This is a genomic window from Sphingomonas sp. AC522, assembly GCF_979258125.1.
The window spans coordinates 1,515,676-1,533,910 of sequence record NZ_OZ409836.1 but is presented as its reverse complement, the minus strand read 5'-3'; the positions used below and the strand labels follow the sequence as shown (position 1 = coordinate 1,533,910).

The following is an 18,235-nucleotide window of genomic DNA, read 5'->3' as shown; positions in this document are numbered from 1 at the left end:
GGACTTCTCCAGATGCTTTCCAGTGTCGGGATTAACAGGGGCCGTTCGGCTAAGAACGACCCCTAACCTATATCAAACGAAGGTGAAATCCTGCGTGTTGATCGGCACCGCATTCTCGAAGGTGATCACTTCGTGCTGCGCGCCACCATTATAATCGAGCTGCCAATGCGTGCCGTCGATCTGGGTGAATATCGCTTCCTCGCCAAAACCGATGAACTCGATCTTGTCGCCGCCACCCGAGGCGAGGCCCGAGAAGTCGAGGACATGATCGCCGTCCGCCGTGCCGGCGTGGAAGACGAACACATCGTCGCCATCGGTACCGTGCAGCGTGTCGACGCCGGCAGCCGACTGGATGCGCGTACCGTCCAGCGTCGGCCGGCCGAGATCGCCCGCTGCCGGTGCTTCCACCGAAGGCAGGTTGAGGCTCGGTGCTTCGTCCGCATTGAACAGTGTCGCGATCGACACCGAGGCGAGGTTCTCCTCGAGCGTCGCTGCACTGCCCCCGCCCGACTGGTTGCTCGCCACGCCAACGCTGCCGTCGTCCGTCGTCACCATGCTGTCGTCGTAGATTGACATCACCGCAAGGTGATCTTCGCTGCCACCGGCCGCGAAGCCTGCCGCCGCAGGGCCTGTCACATGGATCGTCGCAGTCGAGGTGGAGGTCAGGTTGAACTGGTCCTTCACCGTGTAGCTGACCACCACGTCTTCCGACTGGCCTGCGCCTAGGCCTGCGAATGCCGAACCCGGATTGAACACCAGCTGGTTGTTGACGATCGAGACCGTCCCCTTGCCTGCCGGCGCGCCGACTGCGCTGAGCGTCATCACCGAGCTGTGATCCACGTCATAGTCGTTCGCCAGCACATTGACCGTCACTGACTGGCTCTGGCCGGTGTTGGCGAAGTCCGCGACTGCGACCGGCGCATCGTTGATGCCCACCAACGTGTAAGTCGCCGAAGCCGTGACCGAGCCGCCATGCCCATCCGAGATGGTATAGGTGAAGCTGTCGGTCAGCTTCTCGCCATCGGACAGCGCCTGCGCAAGCGGAGCAAAGCGCGGATCGATCGTCAGCGTGCCGTTCGCCAGATAGCTTACCGCGGCGCCATTGGCGGTCGTGGTGGTGAACGGCGCGATGACCAGCGTGTCGCCATCGGCGTCGGTTGCGTTCGCAAGCAGCAGCGTGCGGCCATTGACGTTGGCATAGGCCACATCTTCCGAAATGCCGGTCGAAGTGATCTGGGCAGTGCCGATATAGAGCGTTGCGCCGATCGCGCCGCCATTGGTCGCGTCGTAAGAGCCAACCCGGAACTCGATCGTATAATTGCCCGAGTTCGCCAGCGTCAGCTCGACCGTCTGGACCCCGGTCGTGCCGACGACCGGCACCTGATAATTGAAGATGGTCTGAACGATCGCTCCCGTCGATGCATCGCGAATATAGCCGGTGCCGATCGCCTGATCCCCCCCAGAGGCCAGGACGTAGACGAACCTGATCGTGTCGCCGGCATTCCCAACGAAAGCCTGACTCTTGATCGAGGGGCCGAACCCGCTCTGATACGGCGCCGCGCCGCCATAAGTGACGCTTGCCGAGTAGTTGAACTGCGCCACGGCGGCGTCACCCGGAATGATCGTGCCCGCCCGGTTGATGACGACGTTGGACGTGCTGACGCCCGTGGTGCCCGTCGAAGTCGTGTTGACCGTCCAGCCGGTCAGGTCGGGCGTCGCGGAGAAGTCGCCATTGGTCAGGCGGTTCGCCACGAGCGTGAAGTTGCCCGGCAGGGCAGCCGCACCCGACACGACCGGCCCATCGTTGGCGCCGGTGACGTTGACTGCAATCACCTGGTTGGTGACCCCGCCCTTGTCATCGGTAACCTTGACCGTGAAGCTGTCGACCACGGTTTCACCGCCATCGAGGCCCTGCACCACTGCGGAAGCATTGTTGAGCGTGTAGCTCCACACGCCCGCGGCGTTGATCGTCAGGCTGCCATAGGTGCCGGTCGAGTTCGAGACCATGCCCCAGGTCGCGGTGGCGCCGTCATCCAGATCGCTGCTCGTGAGTGTGCCGGTAGCCGTTGCGGTGCCGTCTTCGGCGACCGCACCCGTCGCTGCCGAAGCAGGCGAGGTGATGACCGGCACGTCATTGGTGCCGATCACGGTCAGGGTCGCGGTTCCGGTCGCGGTTGCGCCCTTCTCGTCGCTGATCGTGTAGCTGACCACCACCGTCTCGGTCGCGCCCTGTGCGAGGTGATCGAAGTCGGTGCCCGGATTGAACACCAGCTTGCCCGCGACGATGCTGGCGGTGCCATGGCCCGCCGGCGTGGTAGCGCTGATCAATGTCAGCACCTTGCCGGTGTCCACGTCGGTATCGTTGGCGAGCACATCGGCAGTGACGACGCTATTCTCGCTAGTCTGCTGACCGGTCGAGTAGAGACGCATCTTGATGCCGCTCGACGAGGCGTCGCCACCCTGAAAGCTGTTATCGGTCCAGACCACGACGGTGCTGCCGCCGGCGAGTGTCGTGATCGCGGAATCGCTTTGATCGTTCGTGACCGCGGTGTTGATCAGGAATTCGTTGCCTACCTTGACGCCGGCAGCGGTGAAGACCTGTGCCTTCACGCCATAACTGCTGGTATCACCGCCGATCGCGCTACTGTCCTGCCAGGTGATCATGAACCCGCCACCGGCAACTGCGGTGATCGCGGGCTGTATCTGAACATTGGCAGTGTTGGCATTGACCAGGAAGTCGCTCACTATTTTGGTGCCGGCCGCGTCGTACACCGCGGCGCGCACGCCGTAGCTGCTCGTATCGGGCGCAGTGGCGGACGCGTCGCTCCAGGTGATCGCAAATCCACCCGAGGCAAGCGCAGTGATCGCGGGCTGATTCTGCGTGTTGAAGATCGCGGTGTTGACCAGGAACTCGCTGCCCACCTTCGCGCCCGTGGCAGTAAAGATCTGCGCCCGTATCGCCTGGCTGCTGGTGTCCGGTGCGGTCAGGCTGGAGTCGGCCCAGGTCACCACGAAATTGCCGCTCGCCAATGCGGTCGTGGTCGCTGTGGCCTGCGCGCCCGCCGTGATCGTGTTGACCAGGAACTCAGAGCCGACCTTGACGCCCGCGGCATCGTAGATCTGCGCCTTGACGGCACTGCCGCTCGCGTCGCCGCCGGCAAGGCTGGCGTCGGTCCAGGTGACAACGAAGCCGCCGGTGGAAAGGCCGGTGATCGACGACTCGTACTGGCTGTTCGTGGTGTTCGTGTTGACCAGGAACTCAACACCGACCTTCGCGCCCGCAGCCGAATACATCTGCGCCTTGATGCCGTAGCCGGAGACATCGCCTCCGATCGTGCTCGAGTCGCTCCAGCTCACTACGAACCCGCCATTCGCCAGCGAACTGATCTGCGGCTGATATTGGGTGCTGGTGGTCTGGGTATTGACCATGAACTCGCCGCCGATCTTCAAGCCTGCCGCGTCGAACAGCTGCGCCTTGATACCCAAGCCCGAGGCGTCGCCGCCCACAAGGCTGGCGTCCGCCCAAGTGACTACGAAATTGCCGTTCGACAATGCCGTGACCGCGCTCAAATATTGCTGGCTGTTGGTGGCGGTATTGACCAGAATTTCGCCGGTCAGCGCCGTCGCTGCGCCGGTGCCGCCGGCAATGATGTCCGCGACCGCGACCGGTGAGTCGTTGGTGCCGATCACGTTCAGCGTCACAATCTGGTTGACGGATGCACCCTGATCGTCGGTGACGCGCACCGTGAAGCTCTCGGTGCCGGTCTGGCCTTCGGCCAGCGCCTGCGTTGCCGCCTTGGCGTTGTCGAGCGTGTAGGCCCACTGTCCATCCGCACCCAGTGCGAAATTGCCGTAAGTGCCCGCGGTGCTGCCGACCGTGCTCCAAGTCTGGGTGGCGTTATTGTCCATGTCGCTGGCAGCGAAGGAGCCGCTTAGCGCGTTGCCCGCAACCGCCGTGCCGTCGTCCAGGTTACCCGCCTCGACCGCATTGCCGAGCGCTGCCGACGATGTGATCACCGGCGTATCGTTGCTGCCGGTGACGGTGATGGTAACCGTGGCCGGTGCCGATGCGCCGCCGACCTGATCGACTGCGCGATAGGTGAAGGTCTGTACCGAAGTCTCGCCGGCGGCGAGGCTCTGGAACGCCGCACCCGGCTGGAAGCCGAAGGTGCCGTTACCGTTGTTGATCACCGTACCAAGCGTCGGCTGGCTGAGCACTTCGTAGATCAGCGTGTCGCCAGCATCGGGATCTGTGGCCGTGAATTGACCCATCAGCGACACCGTATCTTCGGTGGTCGTGACCGAGACTGCCTCCGCCGTCGGAGCACGGTTATCGACTGCGCCCGTCACCTGGATCGAGATGAGCTGGCTCGCGGTCCCGCCAAGGCCGTCGCTGACCGTTGCGGTGAAGCTCTCGGTGACGATCTGACCTTCGCTCAGCGCCTGCGTCGCGGCGGCATCGTTGTCGAGCGTGTAGGTCCACACGCCCGCGGCGTTGATCGCGAAGCTGCCATAAACGCCGGCGGCATTGCCGCTCCACGCAGCGGTCGCATTCTGATCGACGTCGCTCGACGTGAGCGTGCCGGTTGCCGAAGGCGTGCCGCCATTGTTGAGCGCGCCCGCTTCGACCACCGAGCCCTGCGCCGCTGCTGCGGCCGAAGTGACCACCGGCGCATCGTTGGTGCCAGTAACGGTGATCGTCAGCGCCGTCGTGGCGGTCGCGCCCTTGTCGTCTGTGACCGTGTAATTGGCGACGACATCCTGCGTCTGGCCCTGCGCCAGCGACTGATAGGCGGCGATGCCGGCGTTGAAGCTATAGGTGCCGTCGCTGTTCAGCGTCAGGCCCGCGACCGGTGTGTTGAGGGTGTAGGTCAGGACCGCGCCGGTATCGACATCGCTGTCGTTTGCCGCGACCGAGCCCGTGATCGTCGTGTCTTCGGTAGCGGCGCTGGTGTCCGCTACCGCGACCGGACGGTCGTTGGTGCCTGTGACGATGAAGTTGACCGGCTGGGTGGACGTACCGCCCTTACCGTCACTAACCGTCAGCGAATAGGCGACCGTCAACGACTGGCCCGCGGCCAGGAAGTCGAACAGCTGATCCTGTGCGGCGAACGTCGCCTTGACCGAGCCGGCGCCGGTGCCCGTGCTGTCGGTGAGCGTGGTGCTCACCGCGTTCAGCAGCGCGGCGGACAGGCCGGGAGGAGCGGTCGCGCCCCCCGACAGCGTCAGCGTCGGCGAGGAAACCGCCACGGTGTGCGTGTCGGTCAGATCGACATCCTTGAGAGCGATCGAAACCTGTGCGGTGTCGGTAGCCGTCGAACCGGTTACGCCCGACTGCTCGAGCAAGGTCGCCGTGCTTAGGGACTGCGCTTGCGCAATCTCTGCTGCGGACTGGGCATAGTTGTAGATGGCGAGACCGTCCATCTGGCCGACGAGATAAGCACCGCCGGGGGTGTTCGCGCCAACCGTGAAAGATGCCGGAGAGTTGAGCAGGCCCGAATAGCCGGTGTCCATCGATGCTTCGAGAACGCCATTGATATAGACGCTGATGACCGATCCGCTGCGTACCGCAGCGAAGTTCACCCACTCACCGGTGTTGACCGCGGAAGTCGAGATCACCGTGTGCGCGCCGCCGCCGCCGGTGCCGAAGGCGATGCGGTTGTTGAGGAAGACCACGGCGAGATCGTTTGCTTCGTACGGCACGTCCCCAAAGACGATGCCCGCACCTTGGTAGAATTCGCTGCCCGTGGGCGAGGTCTGCGTGGTGCGGATCCAGCCCGAAATCGTGAAGTTCGACGTCAGCTGGTTGGCGATCGTGAAGTAGTTGTTTCCGGTGAAGTTGAACCCCTGCCCATCATGGCCGGCGGAATAAGCGACGCCGGTGCTGGTGCCGTTATTGTTGCCGTTCGAGTCGAGCACATTGCCTTCGCCGGCATAGAAGCTGGCCGCGCCCGAGCCATTTGCGCTGGCGCTGAGGGTTGGTGCGTCGTTGGTGCCCGTCACCGTGATGCTCAGGGTCGAGGTCGAGGTCGCGCCGAACTGATCGGTGACCTTGTAGCTCGCGTTGACGACCTGCACCTGTCCCGCTGCGAGCGACTGATAGGCCGCATTGCCGGCATTGAAGCTGTAGTTGCCATTGCTGTTGAGCGTCAGGCCCGCAACCGGTGCATTGAGGGTGTAGGTCAGGACCGCGCCGTCATCGACATCGCTGTCGTTGGTCGCAACCGAACCGGTGACGATGGTGTCCTCGGTCGCGGCCTTGCTGTCCGCCACTGCCACCGGCGCATCGTTGGTGCCGGTCACGGTGATGGTCGCAGTCGCGTTCGACGTCGCGCCGAATTCGTCTCGCATCGCATAGCTGACGACAACCTTTTCGGTCGCGCCAGCGGCGAGGTGATCGAAATCGGTTCCGGGTGTGAAGACGAGCTCGTTGAACAGAACCGAAGCCACCCCCTTGCCGGCCGGGGCCGCCGCCGTGAGCAGCACATAATAGTGTCCGGCGTCGACGTCGGTGTCGTTCGCCAGCACATTGACCGTGACCGCGGAATTCTCGGTGGTCGAAGCGATGTCCGCGACGGCAACCGGGGCATCGTTGGCACCGGTGACCGTGATCTTCAGCGTCGCACCCGCAGTCGCGCCATATTGATCGGTAACGAGATAGTTCGCGGTCACGACCTGCGTCTGGCCGGCGGCCAGCGACTGATAGGCGGAATGAGCTGCGTTGAAGGTGTAGGCGCCGGTGCCGCTAAACGTCAGGCCGGCAACCGGCGAAACAAGAGCATAGGTCAGGACCGCGCCTGCATCCACGTCGCTATCGTTGGTCGCAACGGAGCCGCTGAGGAGTGAATCCTCGTTCAGTGCGCGCACATCGGCCACTGCGACCGGCGCATCGTTGGTTCCGGTCAGCGTGATGGTCAGCGTGGAGAACGCGGTCGCACCAAACTCGTCGATGACGGTGTAGTTTGCCGTAATGGTCTGAATCTGGCCCTGCGCCAGCGACTGATACGCCGCGTTCCCGGCGTTGAAGCTGTAGCTGCCATTGGCATTGAGCGTGAGACCCGCGACCGGCGTATCGAGCGTGTAAGTCAGAATTGCGCCGTCATCTACGTCGCTGTCGTTGGTCGCGACCGAGCCAGTGACCACTGCGTCTTCCGCAGCCGCCTTGGTATCTGCGATTGCGACCGGGCCATCATTCTTGCCGGTGACAGTGACCGTTGCGACCGAATTCGAAGTCGCCCCATGCTCGTCCTTGATCGAATAGACGATCGTGACGGTTTCCGTAACGCCCTGCGCCAGATGCGCAAAGTCGGTGCCGGGATTGAACGAGACCTTGTTGTCGACGATCGAGACGCTGCCATGGTTGGCGGCAACTGCCGCCGAGGTCACGGTCAGCACGGCGCCGTCGTCAACGTCGGTGTCGTTGGCGAGTACATCGATCACGGTCGAGGCCGAATCGTCGCCGGTCACGCCGACCGTGAACAGGCGGCCGATGATGGAGTTGCCGACACCGTCGCCGAACACCTGGCCGTTGCCGGTCCAGGTGATGACGAACTGACCGTTGCCGACAGCACTGACCGACGGATCATACTGATCGTACAGCGTCTCGGTGTTGACCAGGAACTCGCCGCCGACCTTGTTGCCGGCAGCATCGAAGACCTGGGCGCGCACATCGGCGCCGCGGGTATAATTGGCCTGAGCATAAGAGCTGTTGTCCTGCCATGCGACGACGAAGCCGCCGCCGGGCAGCCCAGCTACCGAAGACCTGCCCTGATATTCGGCGGTCGTCGCGTTGGCGAGGAATTCGCCGCCGACCTTGGCGCCATTCGCATCGAACAGCTGGCCGCTGACGTTCGAATTCTGGGTATTCGAATCATCGTTCCACAGCACGACATATCCGCCGTTGCTGAGCGTCGTCACGCTGGGCTCATACTGCGAGTAATAGGTGGTGGTGTTGACGAGCATCTCGCCACCGACCGCATTCCCGCTGGCATCGAAACGCTGGCTGCGGATGTCGCTATAGGTCTGATTGCCTTGCGACTGGCCGCTATCGTCCCGCCAGACTACGACAAAACCGCCATCCGCCAGTGCCGTAATCGCCGGCTCGTACTGCGTGTAAGTAGTGGTCGTATTGACCTGGATTTCGCCGCCGACCGCATTGCCGGCAGCGTCGTAGATTACAGCGTGGATCGAATCCGGATCGCCGCTGTAACCGTAATACTCATAATCATACCAGGTCGCGACGAAGCCCCCCCCGGCTAGGCCCGTGATCGACGGCTGTTGCTGCGATTCATAGTAATAATAATAGCCAGAAGGCGGCGCGAGGGTGACGGCGTTGCCGAGTTCCTGGCCCAAGCTGTCGAAGCTCTGCGCCTGGATAACCTGCTGGCCGGTATAAGGGTCGGAACCCGACCAAGCGATCACGAAGCCGCCGGTCGAAAGCGACGCGACTTCGGGCTCGTAGCTATATTGGCCACCATTGGTAACGACCTCGCTGCCAACCTTCGTGCCTGCCGAGCTGAACAGCTGCGCATGGATGGTCTGCTGGCCGTTATTGTAATCATAATTCTGCCATGTGACGACGAAGCCCCCATCGGCAAGCTTGGTGACAGACGGCTGATTGTCGTCGCCATAGTTCACCGTGCTGATCAGGAAATCATCACCGACTGGCGTCGCTTCGCCAGTGCCGGTGACCGTCCCACCCGTACCCGGAGTGCTCGAGGCGGTGTCCGGATTGGCAACCGGGCCATCATTGGTGCCCGTGACCGTGATCGTCAGCGTCGATGTCGCGCTCGTGCCCTGCTGGTCGGTAACTGTGTAGTTCGCCGTGACAACCTGCGTCGCGCCCTGCGCGAGGTGCTGATAGGCGGCGTTACCTGCGTTGAAGCTGTAGCTGCCGTCATTGTTGAGGCTCAGGCCTGCAACCGGCGCGTTAAGCGCGTAGCTGAGCGCCGCGCCGTCATCCACATCGCTGTCATTGGTCGCAACCGACCCGTTGACCGTCATATCTTCCGTGACGGCCTTCGTGTCCGCCAGCGCAACCGGAGCATCGTTGGTGCCGGTGACCGTGATGGTGAGCGTCGAGGTCGCGGTGGCGCCCTTGTCGTCGGTGACGGTGTAGTTCGCCGTCACCTGCTGCGTCGCGCCCTGCGCGAGATGCTGATAGGCGGCGTTGCCGGCGTTGAAGCTGTAGCTGCCGTCGGCATTGAGCGTCAGCCCGGCAACCGGTGCATTGAGTGCGAAGGTGCGGGTCGCGCCGTCGTCCACATCGGTGTCGTTAGCGGCAACGGTACCGGTGATCGTCGCATCTTCACTGACTGCCGCGAAGTCTGCAACGGCAACCGGCGCGTCGTTGGTGCCGATGACGGTGATCGTCGCAATCGACGTTGAAGTCGCGCCGAACTCGTCCTTGATCACATAAGTGACGACGACGGCCTCGGAAGCACCTGCCGCCAGGTTATCGAATGCCGCGCCGGGGGTGAAGACGATCTGGTTGCCGACGACTGCCACACTGCCCTTGCCCGGCGTGACGCCGGCCGAGACGAGCGTGAGGACGGCGTCGTGATCGACATCGGTGTCGTTCGCCAGCGCGTTGACCGTGACGGCCTGGTTCTCATTGGTCGTCGCGGTATCGGCATTGGCGACCGGACCGTCATTGGCGCCGGTCACCGTAACGTTGGCAGTACCGGTGGTGAAGCCGCCCTTGCCGTCGGAGACGGTGAAGGTGAAGCTGTCGGTCGCGCTTTCGCCTTGCTTGAGCGCCTGGATCTGCAGCGAGCCGCGCGGATCGACGACCAGCGAACCGTCTGCCGCGAGGGTCACCACTGCACCCATCATGCTGGTGGTGGTGAACGGCGCGACGGTCAGCGTGTCGCCGACGTCGACATCGGTCGAGTTGGCGAGCAGCAGGCTGCGGCCATTGCTGAAGGTAAACGCCTGGTCTTCAGAAATCCCGTTCGCCAGGATGCCGGCAAAGCCGATGTCGAGGCGGGCGCCGATCGCGGTGCCGCCGGTCGCGTCATACGAACCGACCTGGAAGTCGATCGTGTAGCTGCCGCTGGAGGCCAGCACGACATTGACCGTCTGGACCCCGGTCGAGCCGACGAAGGGCACCTGATAGTTGAAGATCGTCTGGACGATCGCGCCGGTCGTCGCATCACGGATATAGGCACGGCCGACCGCCTGGTCGCCGCCTGCCGAGAGCTTGTAGGTGAAGCTCACCGTATCGCCGGCATTGCCCGCGAAGGCGTCGCTCTTGATGCTCGGGCCATAGCCGGTGCCGAAGGACGAAGTGGTCGCGCTGTAGTTGAGCACCGCCACTGCAGTGTCGCCCGGGATCACGTTGCCGGTGCGGTCGATCGTCGCGGTGCTGGTGAACCCGCCGACGGTGCCGGTCGAGCCGGTGTTGACAGTCCAGCCCGCGAAGTTCGGCGTGGCATCGAAGCCGCCATTGCCAAGGCGATTGGCGAGCAGCGTGACATTGCCCACCACGGGCGCGTCATTGGTGCCGGTGACAGTGATGTTGATCTGCGAATTGGCGATCGCACCATTCTGATCGGTCACGCGGTACGTGCCAGTGACCACCCGCGTCGCGCCTGCGCCGAGGTTCTGATAAGCCGCGACCGACGGATCGAAGCTGTAGCTGCCGTCCGAATTGATCGTCAGGCCGGCGACGGTGTTGGTACCCTGATAGGTCAGCACTGCGCCATGATCGACGTCGCTGTCATTGGCACCGACATTGCCGGTGACGATTGCGCCGTCCTCGATGGCAGTCGCGGTATCGACCACCGCGACCGGCGCATCGTTGCGGCCGGTGACGGTGATAGTCAGCGTCGACTGCGAGGTCGCGCCGAACTGATCGGTGACGGTGTAGCCCGCGGTCACGATCTGGACTTCATTGAGCGCCAGCGCCTGATAGGCGGTATTTGCTGCGCTGAAGCTGTAGGTGCCATTGGCGTTGAGAGTCAGGCCGGCGACCGGTGCGTTGAGGCTGTAGGTCAGCACTGCGCCGGTATCGACGTCCACGTCGTTGGTACGCAGATTGCCGCTGACACTGCTGTCCTCGAGCACTGCATTGACGTCCGCGACCGCCACAGGGGCATCGTTGGTGCCGGTGACGGTGATCGTCAGCGAAGTCGCATCGGTGAGGCCATTATTGTCGGTGACGGTATAGAACGCCGTCACGACGCGCGTCGCGCCCTGTGCGAGGTTCTGATACGCGGCGTTGCCCGCATCGAAGCTGTAAGTGCCGTCGCTGTTGAGCGTCAGGCCAGCGACCGGCGAATTGAGCGCAAAGGTGCGGCTAGAGAAATCGTCCACATCGGTATCGTTCGCGGCAACCGTGCCGGTGATGACCGTGTCTTCGGTTGCTGCAGCCACATCCGCGACGGCGACCGGCGCATCGTTGGTGCCGGTGATCGTCACGGTGACCGTCGAAGTAGAAGTCGCGCCGTGCTCGTCCTGCATCGTGTAGGTCAGCTCGACCACTTCGATTGCGCCGACGCGCAGGTGATCGAACGACGTGCCGGGGTTGAAGACTAGCTGGTTGTTGACGATCGAGACCGAGCCCTTGCCCGCGGGCGCGCCGACCGCAGTCAGCGTGAAGGCGTGGTTGTCGTCGACATCGGTGTCGTTGGCGAGCACGTCGACGGTGAGTGTCTGGTTCTCATAGCCCGCTGCCGTGTCGGCAATTGCGACCGGGCCGTCATTGGTGCCGGTGACGGTGATCGTCACAGTCGCCGCCGATTGACCGCCCTTCTCGTCCTTGATGCTGTAGAATGCGATCACCGTAGCGGTGTCGCCGACGGCGAGATGATCGAAATCCGCGCCTGGCGTGAACACGAGCTGATTGGCGACCACGGCAACGCTGCCCTGGCCCGGCTGGACCAGTGCGCCGGTGACGGTGAGCACTGCGCCATCGTCCACGTCGGTGTCGTTGGCGAGGACATCGATCGTGATCGAGGCGTTCTCGGTGGTGTTCGCAGCGTCGAAGCCCGCGACCGGCGCATCATTGGTGCCGGTGACCGTCACGGTAACCGTGCTGGCCGAAGTCGCACCGTGCTCATCGCGCATCACATAGCTGAGCACGACAGTCTCGGTTGCGCCTGCTGCGAGATGATCGAAGTCGGTGCCGGGTGCGAAGACCAGGCGGTTGTTGACGACCGCGGCGAGGCCCTTGTCGCTAGGCGCGGCGGCGCCGACCAGGGTGAAGACGTGACCGTCATCCACATCGGTATCGTTCGCGAGAACGTTGATCGTCAGAGTTCTGGTTCTCGGTCCCTGCAGCGGTGTCCGCCACGGCTACCGGCGCATCGTTGGTGCCGGTAATCGTGATCGTGACGGTCGAGACGGATTCCGAGCCATGTTCGTCGCGCATCGCATAAGCGACGGTCACCACTTCGGTGGCGCCGAGAGCGAGATGATCGAAGTCGGTGCCCGGCGTGAAGACGAGGCTGTTGTTCACCACCGAAGCCGCGCCCTTGCCCGCAGGCGCAGTCGCCGAAGTCAGCGTGAAGACATGGCCGTCATCAACGTCGGTGTCGTTCGCCAGCACGTCGACGGTGACCGAAGCATTCTCGGTCGTCGCTGCCGTATCTGCGACGGCAACCGGCGCATCGTTGGTGCCCGTGATCGTGACGGTGACCGTCGAGCTCGAAGCCGCACCATGCTCGTCCTGCATCGTGTAGCTGAGCGTGACGACTTCGGTCGCGCCCGCGGCGAGATGGTCGAAGTCGGTGCCCGGCGTGAACACCAGCTGGTTGTTCGCCACCGAAGCAGCGCCCTTGCCCGCAGGCGCAGTGGCGGCGGTCAGCGTGAAGGCGTGGTTGTCATCCACATCGGTATCGTTGGCGAGCACGTCTACGGTCAGCACTTGGTTCTCGGTGCCCGCTGCCGTATCCGCGACTGCAATCGGCGCGTCGTTGGTGCCGGTTACGGTGATCGTCACGGTAGCAGCCGACTGGCCGCCCTTGTCGTCCTTGATGCTGTAGAATGCGATGACCGCCGCGGTGTCGCCCAAAGCGAGATGGTCGAAGTCAGCACCCGGCGTGAACACCAGCTGATTGGCGACCACGGCAACGCTGCCCTGGCCCGGCTGGACCAGTGCGCCGGTGACGGTGAGCACCGCGCCATCGTCCACATCGGTATCGTTGGCGAGCACATTGATCGTGATCGCAGCATTCTCGGTGGTGGCAGCGGCGTCGAAGCCGGCGACCGGCGCGTCGTTGGTGCCGGTGACGGTCACGGTGACCGTGCTGGCCGATTGCGCGCCATGCTCGTCGGTCATGACGTAGGTGAGCACTACGGTCTCGGTGACACCCGCAGCCAGATGATCAAAATCGGTGCCCGGTGCAAACACCAGGCGGTTGTTGACGACCGCGGCGAGACCCTTGCCGTTCGGCGCAGCGGCGCCCGTCAGCGTGAAGACGTGGCCGTCATCCAGATCGGTATCGTTCGCGAGAACATTGATCGTAAGAGTTCTGGTTCTCGGTCCCTGCCGCGGTGTCCGCCACAGCCACCGGACCGTCGTTGGTGCCGGTAATCGTGATCGTCAGCGTCGAGACGGATTCCGAGCCATGTTCGTCAGTCATCGCATAGGCGACGGTCACCACCTCGGTGGCGCCCAGGGCGAGATGATCGAAGTCGATGCCCGGCGTGAAGACCAGCTGGTTGTTCACCACCGAAGCCGCACCCTTGCCCGCAGGCGCAGTTGCCGAAGTCAGCGTGAAGACCGCGCCGTCATCAAGATCGGTATCGTTCGCGAGCACGTCCACCGTGATTGCGGCGTTTTCGGTCGTCGCAGCAACGTCGGCGACCGCAACCGGGCCGTCATTGGTGCCGGTGATCGTGACAGTCACGGTCGAGGCGGATTCCGCGCCCTGCTCGTCGCGCATCGTGTAGGTCAGCGTGACGGTTTCGGTCGCGCCCGCCGCCAGATGATCGAAGCTCATGCCGGGCGTGAAGACCAATTGGTTGTTCGCAACCGCGGCACCGCCCTTGTCCGAAGGCGCGGCCGCCGAAACGAGCGTGAAGCTCGCGCCGTGATCCACGTCGGTGTCATTGGCGAGCACGTCGATCGTCAGCACCTGGTTCTCGGTGCCGGCGGCCGCGTCAGCAACCGCGATCGGTGCGTCGTTGGTGCCCGTTACGGTGATGGTGACGGTCTGCGTGGAAGTCGCGCCCTGATCGTCGGTGATCGTCGCGAGGAAGGTCTCGGTGATCGTCTCGCCAGCCGCCAGCGCATCGGTTGAGCCGCGCGCATTGTCGAGCGTGTACGTCCACGCACCCACAGCGTTGATCGCGAAGCTACCATAGGCGCCATTCGCTGAGCCCGACCAGGTCGCGGTTGCGCCATGGTCGACATCCGACGAGGCCAGCTGGCCTGCGGCAGACGGATTCCCGGCGTCGTTCGTGCCGGCTTCGCGCACTGCGCCCGCGGCATCGCCAGCGGTCGAGGTTACAACCGGCGCGTCGTTGGTGCCGGTCAGCGAAATCGTCAGCGTCGCCTGCGCAGTCGCGCCCTGATCGTCGGTGACTGTATAATGCGCGACCACGGCGAGCGCTTCGCCGGCGGCCAGCGCCTGATAGGCAGGGTTCGAAGGATCGAAGCTGTAGCTGCCGTCCGCATTCAGCGTCAGGCCCGCAACCGGTGCGTCGAGCGCGAAGCTGTGCGTCGCTCCATCGTCCACGTCGCTGTCATTGGCCGCAACCGACCCGGTGACGACTGCGCCGTCCTCGATCGCCACAGCCACATCCGCCACCGCGACCGGCGCGTCATTGGTGCCGGTGATCGTGATGGTCAGCGTCGAAGTCGAAACAGCGCCCTGGTCGTCGCGCATCGCATAGCTCACGGTCACCACCTCGGTGGCCCCGGCGGCGAGATGATCGAATGCAGTGCCGGGCGTGAAGACCAGCTTGTTGCCCACGATCGAGGCGACGCCCTTGCCCGCAGGGGCAGCGACCGAGGTCAGCGTGAAGACATGGCCATCGTCGAGATCGGTGTCGTTGGAGAGCACATCGACGGTGATCGCAGTATTCTCGGTCGTCGCGGCGCTGTCGGCGACTGCGACCGGGCCGTCATTGGTGCCGGTGATCGTGACAGTCACGGTCGAGGCGGATTCCGCCCCTTGGTCGTCCTTCATCGTGTAGCTGAGCGTGACCACTTCAGTCGCGCCGGCGGCGAGATGATCGAACGCAGTGCCGGGCGTGAAGACCAGCTGGTTGCCAACAACCGCAGCCGAGCCCTTGCCCACCGGAGCGGTTGCGCCGGTCAGCGTGAACACGTGGCCGTCATCGAGATCGGTATCGTTGGCGAGCACGTCAACGGTGATCGCCGCATTCTCGGTCGTCGCGGCAGTGTCGGCGACTGCGACGGGCCCATCATTGGTGCCGGTGATCGTGACAGTGACCGTCGACACGGATTGCGCGCCCTGGTCGTCCTTCATCGTATAGCTGAGCGTGACCACTTCGGTCGCGCCGGCGGCGAGATGATCGAACGCAGTGCCGGGCGTGAAGACCAGCTGGTTGGCAACAACCGCAGCCGAGCCCTTGCCTGCCGGAGCGGTTGCGCCGGTCAGCGTGAAGACATGGCCATCGTCGAGATCGGTGTCGTTGGCGAGCACATCCACAGTGATCGCAGCGTTTTCGGTGGTCGCAGCGAAGTCGGCGACAGCAACCGGGCCGTCATTGGTGCCCGTAATGGTTATCGTAAGGGCCGAGGTCGCAGTCGCGCCCTGATCGTCCTTCATCGTATAGGTGACGACGACCTTTTCGATCGCACCGGCGGCGAGATGATCGAATGCAGTGCCGGGCGTGAAGACCAGCTTGTTGCCGACCACCGAAGCCGAGCCCTTGCCGGCCGGAGCCGCAGCACCGGTCAGGGTGAGCACGGCGCCGTCGTCAAGGTCGGTATCGTTCGCGAGCACGTTCACGGTGATCGTTGCGTTCTCAGTGGTCGCGGCAACGTCGGCAACGGCGACCGGACCGTCATTGGTGCCGGTAACCGTGACCGTCAGCGTCGAAGTCGAAGTCGCGCCCTGATCGTCCTTCATCGTGTAGGTAACGACGACGGTTTCGGTTGCGCCTGCCGCGAGGTGATCGAAGGCAGTGCCGGGCGTGAAGACCAGCTTGTTGTTGACGACGGTGGCCAGGCCCTTGCCCGCAGGGGCGCCGGCCGAAACCAGCGTGAAGACGTGGTTGGCGTCGACATCGGTGTCGTTGGCAAGCACGTCGACCGTGACGGCCTGGTTCTCGGTGATGGCGGCGACATCGGCGACGGCGACGGGGCCGTCATTGCTGCCGACGATCGTCAGCGTGACGGTCGCGGTATCGGTGAAGCCTTCATTGTCGCCGATTGTGTAGGTGAAGCTGACAGTCGTGCTCTGGCCGACAGCCAGATACTGATAGGCCGCGCCTGGGACGAAGGTGAACTGGTTGTTGGCAAGCGTCAGCGTGCCGGGAACGCCGGCTGCGTCATAGCTGATCACGCGAAGCTGGCTGTTGTTCGCCTCGCCAAGGTCAAGATCGTTCGCGAGCACATTGACCGTGACCTGCGAATCCTCGTTCACCGTCGCGGCGTCGTTGATGGCATCGACCGGCGCGATGACGTCGATATTCTCGAAGTCGCGGACCGAGAGGTTGAACGCCGTGAACTGGAAGCCGAAGATCCAGCCCCACAGGCCATTGCCGTCCGAATCGGTGTTGAAGCGCTGGATGTCCGAGAGCACGCGCGTGTCGCGCGCCTGGGCGTCGGTCAGCACGAGCTGGAGCGTGTCGGTGCCGCTGCCACCCCAAGCCACGTCGATCGTGTTGGTGTGCTGGCTCATCACATAGCGGTACGTATCGTTGCCGCCATCGAGATAGACCAGGTCGCTCCCGCCGCCGAGATCGACGAAATCGTCGCCATTGCCGGCATAGACGATGTCGCTGCCCGAGCCGGTGATGATGCGGTCGTTGCCCGAGCCCGAATAGATCAGGTTGATGCCGTCGCCGGCGCTGATGACGTTATTGCCTTCGCCTGCGTAGATCGCATCATTGCCCGAGCCGGTCGTGATCTGATCGTTGCCCGCGCCGGTATAGACGGCATTGTGGCCGTTGCCCGCGTTGACGACGTTATTGCCTTCGCCGGCATAGATCGCGTCGTTGCCCGAACCAGTCGTGATCTGATCGTTGCCGGCACCGGTAGTGACTTCGTTGCAGCCGTCGCCGGCGTTGATCACGTTGGCGCCTTCGCCGGCGTGAATCTGGTCGTCGCCCGAGCCCGAGGTGATCGTGTCGGCGCCCGAACCCGAAGTGATGTCGTTGTCGCCATCGCCTGCGCGGATGATGTTGATGCCGTCGCCGGCATTGATCACGTCGTTGCCGCCGCCGGTGGTGATGTCGTCATCGCCGCGGCCGGTGTTGACGCGGTTGTCGCCTGCACCCGCGTCGATGTCGTTGCGGCCGTCGCCCGCGTTGATCGTGTCCTTGCCCGATCCGGTGACGATCGTGTCGTCGCCCTTGCCAGTGTTGACGATGTTGGTGCCGTTGCCCGCGTCGATGTCGTTGCGGCCATCGCCGGCGTTGATCGTGTCATTGCCCGCAGTGGTGCGGATCCAGTCGTCGCCGGTGCCGGCATTGACGATGTTGTTGCCCGCGCCCGCGTCGATGATGTTGTTGCCGTTGCCGGCATTGATCTGGTCGTTGCCCGATCCGGTGGTGATCGTGTCGTTGCCTGCACCGGCAGTGACGGTGTTGGTGCCGTCGCCCGCGTTGATTAGGTTGTGACCCTCGCCGGCATAGATCTGGTCGTTGCCGGTACCCGTCTTGACCTGGTCGTCGCCCGAACCCGTCGTGACGCAGTTTGCGCCATTGCCTGCGTCGATCAGGTTGCGCCCGTCGCCCGCATCGATGTCGTCATCGCCCGATCCGCTGGTGATCGTGTCGTTGCCGCCCAGCGTGGTGATGTCGTTCTTGCCGCCCCCGGCGTTGATCACATTGTTGCCGGCGCCAGCATTGATGGAATCGTCGCCGTCGCCCGTGGTGATGGTGTCGTTGCCCGTACCGGCCGTGACCTTCTGCTTGCCCGTCCCCGTCGTGGTCACCCGGTTGTTGCCGTTGCCCGCATTGATCGTGTTGTTGCCAGCAGACGCGTTGATTACGTCGTCACCGTTGGTGCCGTTGTACGTAGCCATGATTTACCCCACCCAAAAATGTGGTCGCCTTGTAATGCGATAGGCCGCGCAGGGTCAATCAAGTCTAA

The 18,235-nt window shown here is 63.7% G+C and carries 3 protein-coding genes; all 3 read right to left on the bottom strand.

The window, feature by feature from the left end; genetic code table 11:
• Positions 1–72: 72 nt before the first annotated feature.
• Genes ACZZZM_RS07450 through ACZZZM_RS07440 form a run of 3 tightly spaced genes read right to left on the bottom strand, consistent with a single transcriptional unit; the run spans position 73 to position 18,167 of the window.
• Positions 73–12,225, bottom strand: coding sequence for an Ig-like domain-containing protein (locus ACZZZM_RS07450; protein WP_463594474.1), 12,153 nt, complete (start codon positions 12,223–12,225; stop codon positions 73–75).
• Complete coding sequence (locus ACZZZM_RS07445; RefSeq protein WP_463596403.1) at positions 12,218–13,438, bottom strand: Ig-like domain-containing protein; 1,221 nt, start codon at positions 13,436–13,438, stop codon at positions 12,218–12,220. The genes ACZZZM_RS07450 and ACZZZM_RS07445 overlap by 8 nt, the downstream gene beginning before the upstream one ends.
• Positions 13,431–18,167 carry a beta strand repeat-containing protein gene (locus tag ACZZZM_RS07440; protein WP_463594473.1) on the bottom strand — a complete coding sequence of 1,579 codons (4,737 nt, stop codon included), beginning with the start codon at positions 18,165–18,167 and terminating at the stop codon, positions 13,431–13,433. The genes ACZZZM_RS07445 and ACZZZM_RS07440 overlap by 8 nt, the downstream gene beginning before the upstream one ends.
• Positions 18,168–18,235: the final 68 nt, after the last annotated feature.

Bases quoted from the DNA above. Each gene is read 5' to 3' on its own strand.
- ACZZZM_RS07440 (WP_463594473.1), bottom strand. From the start codon at position 18,167: ATGGCTACGTACAACGGCACCAACGGTGACGACGTAATCAACGCGTCT.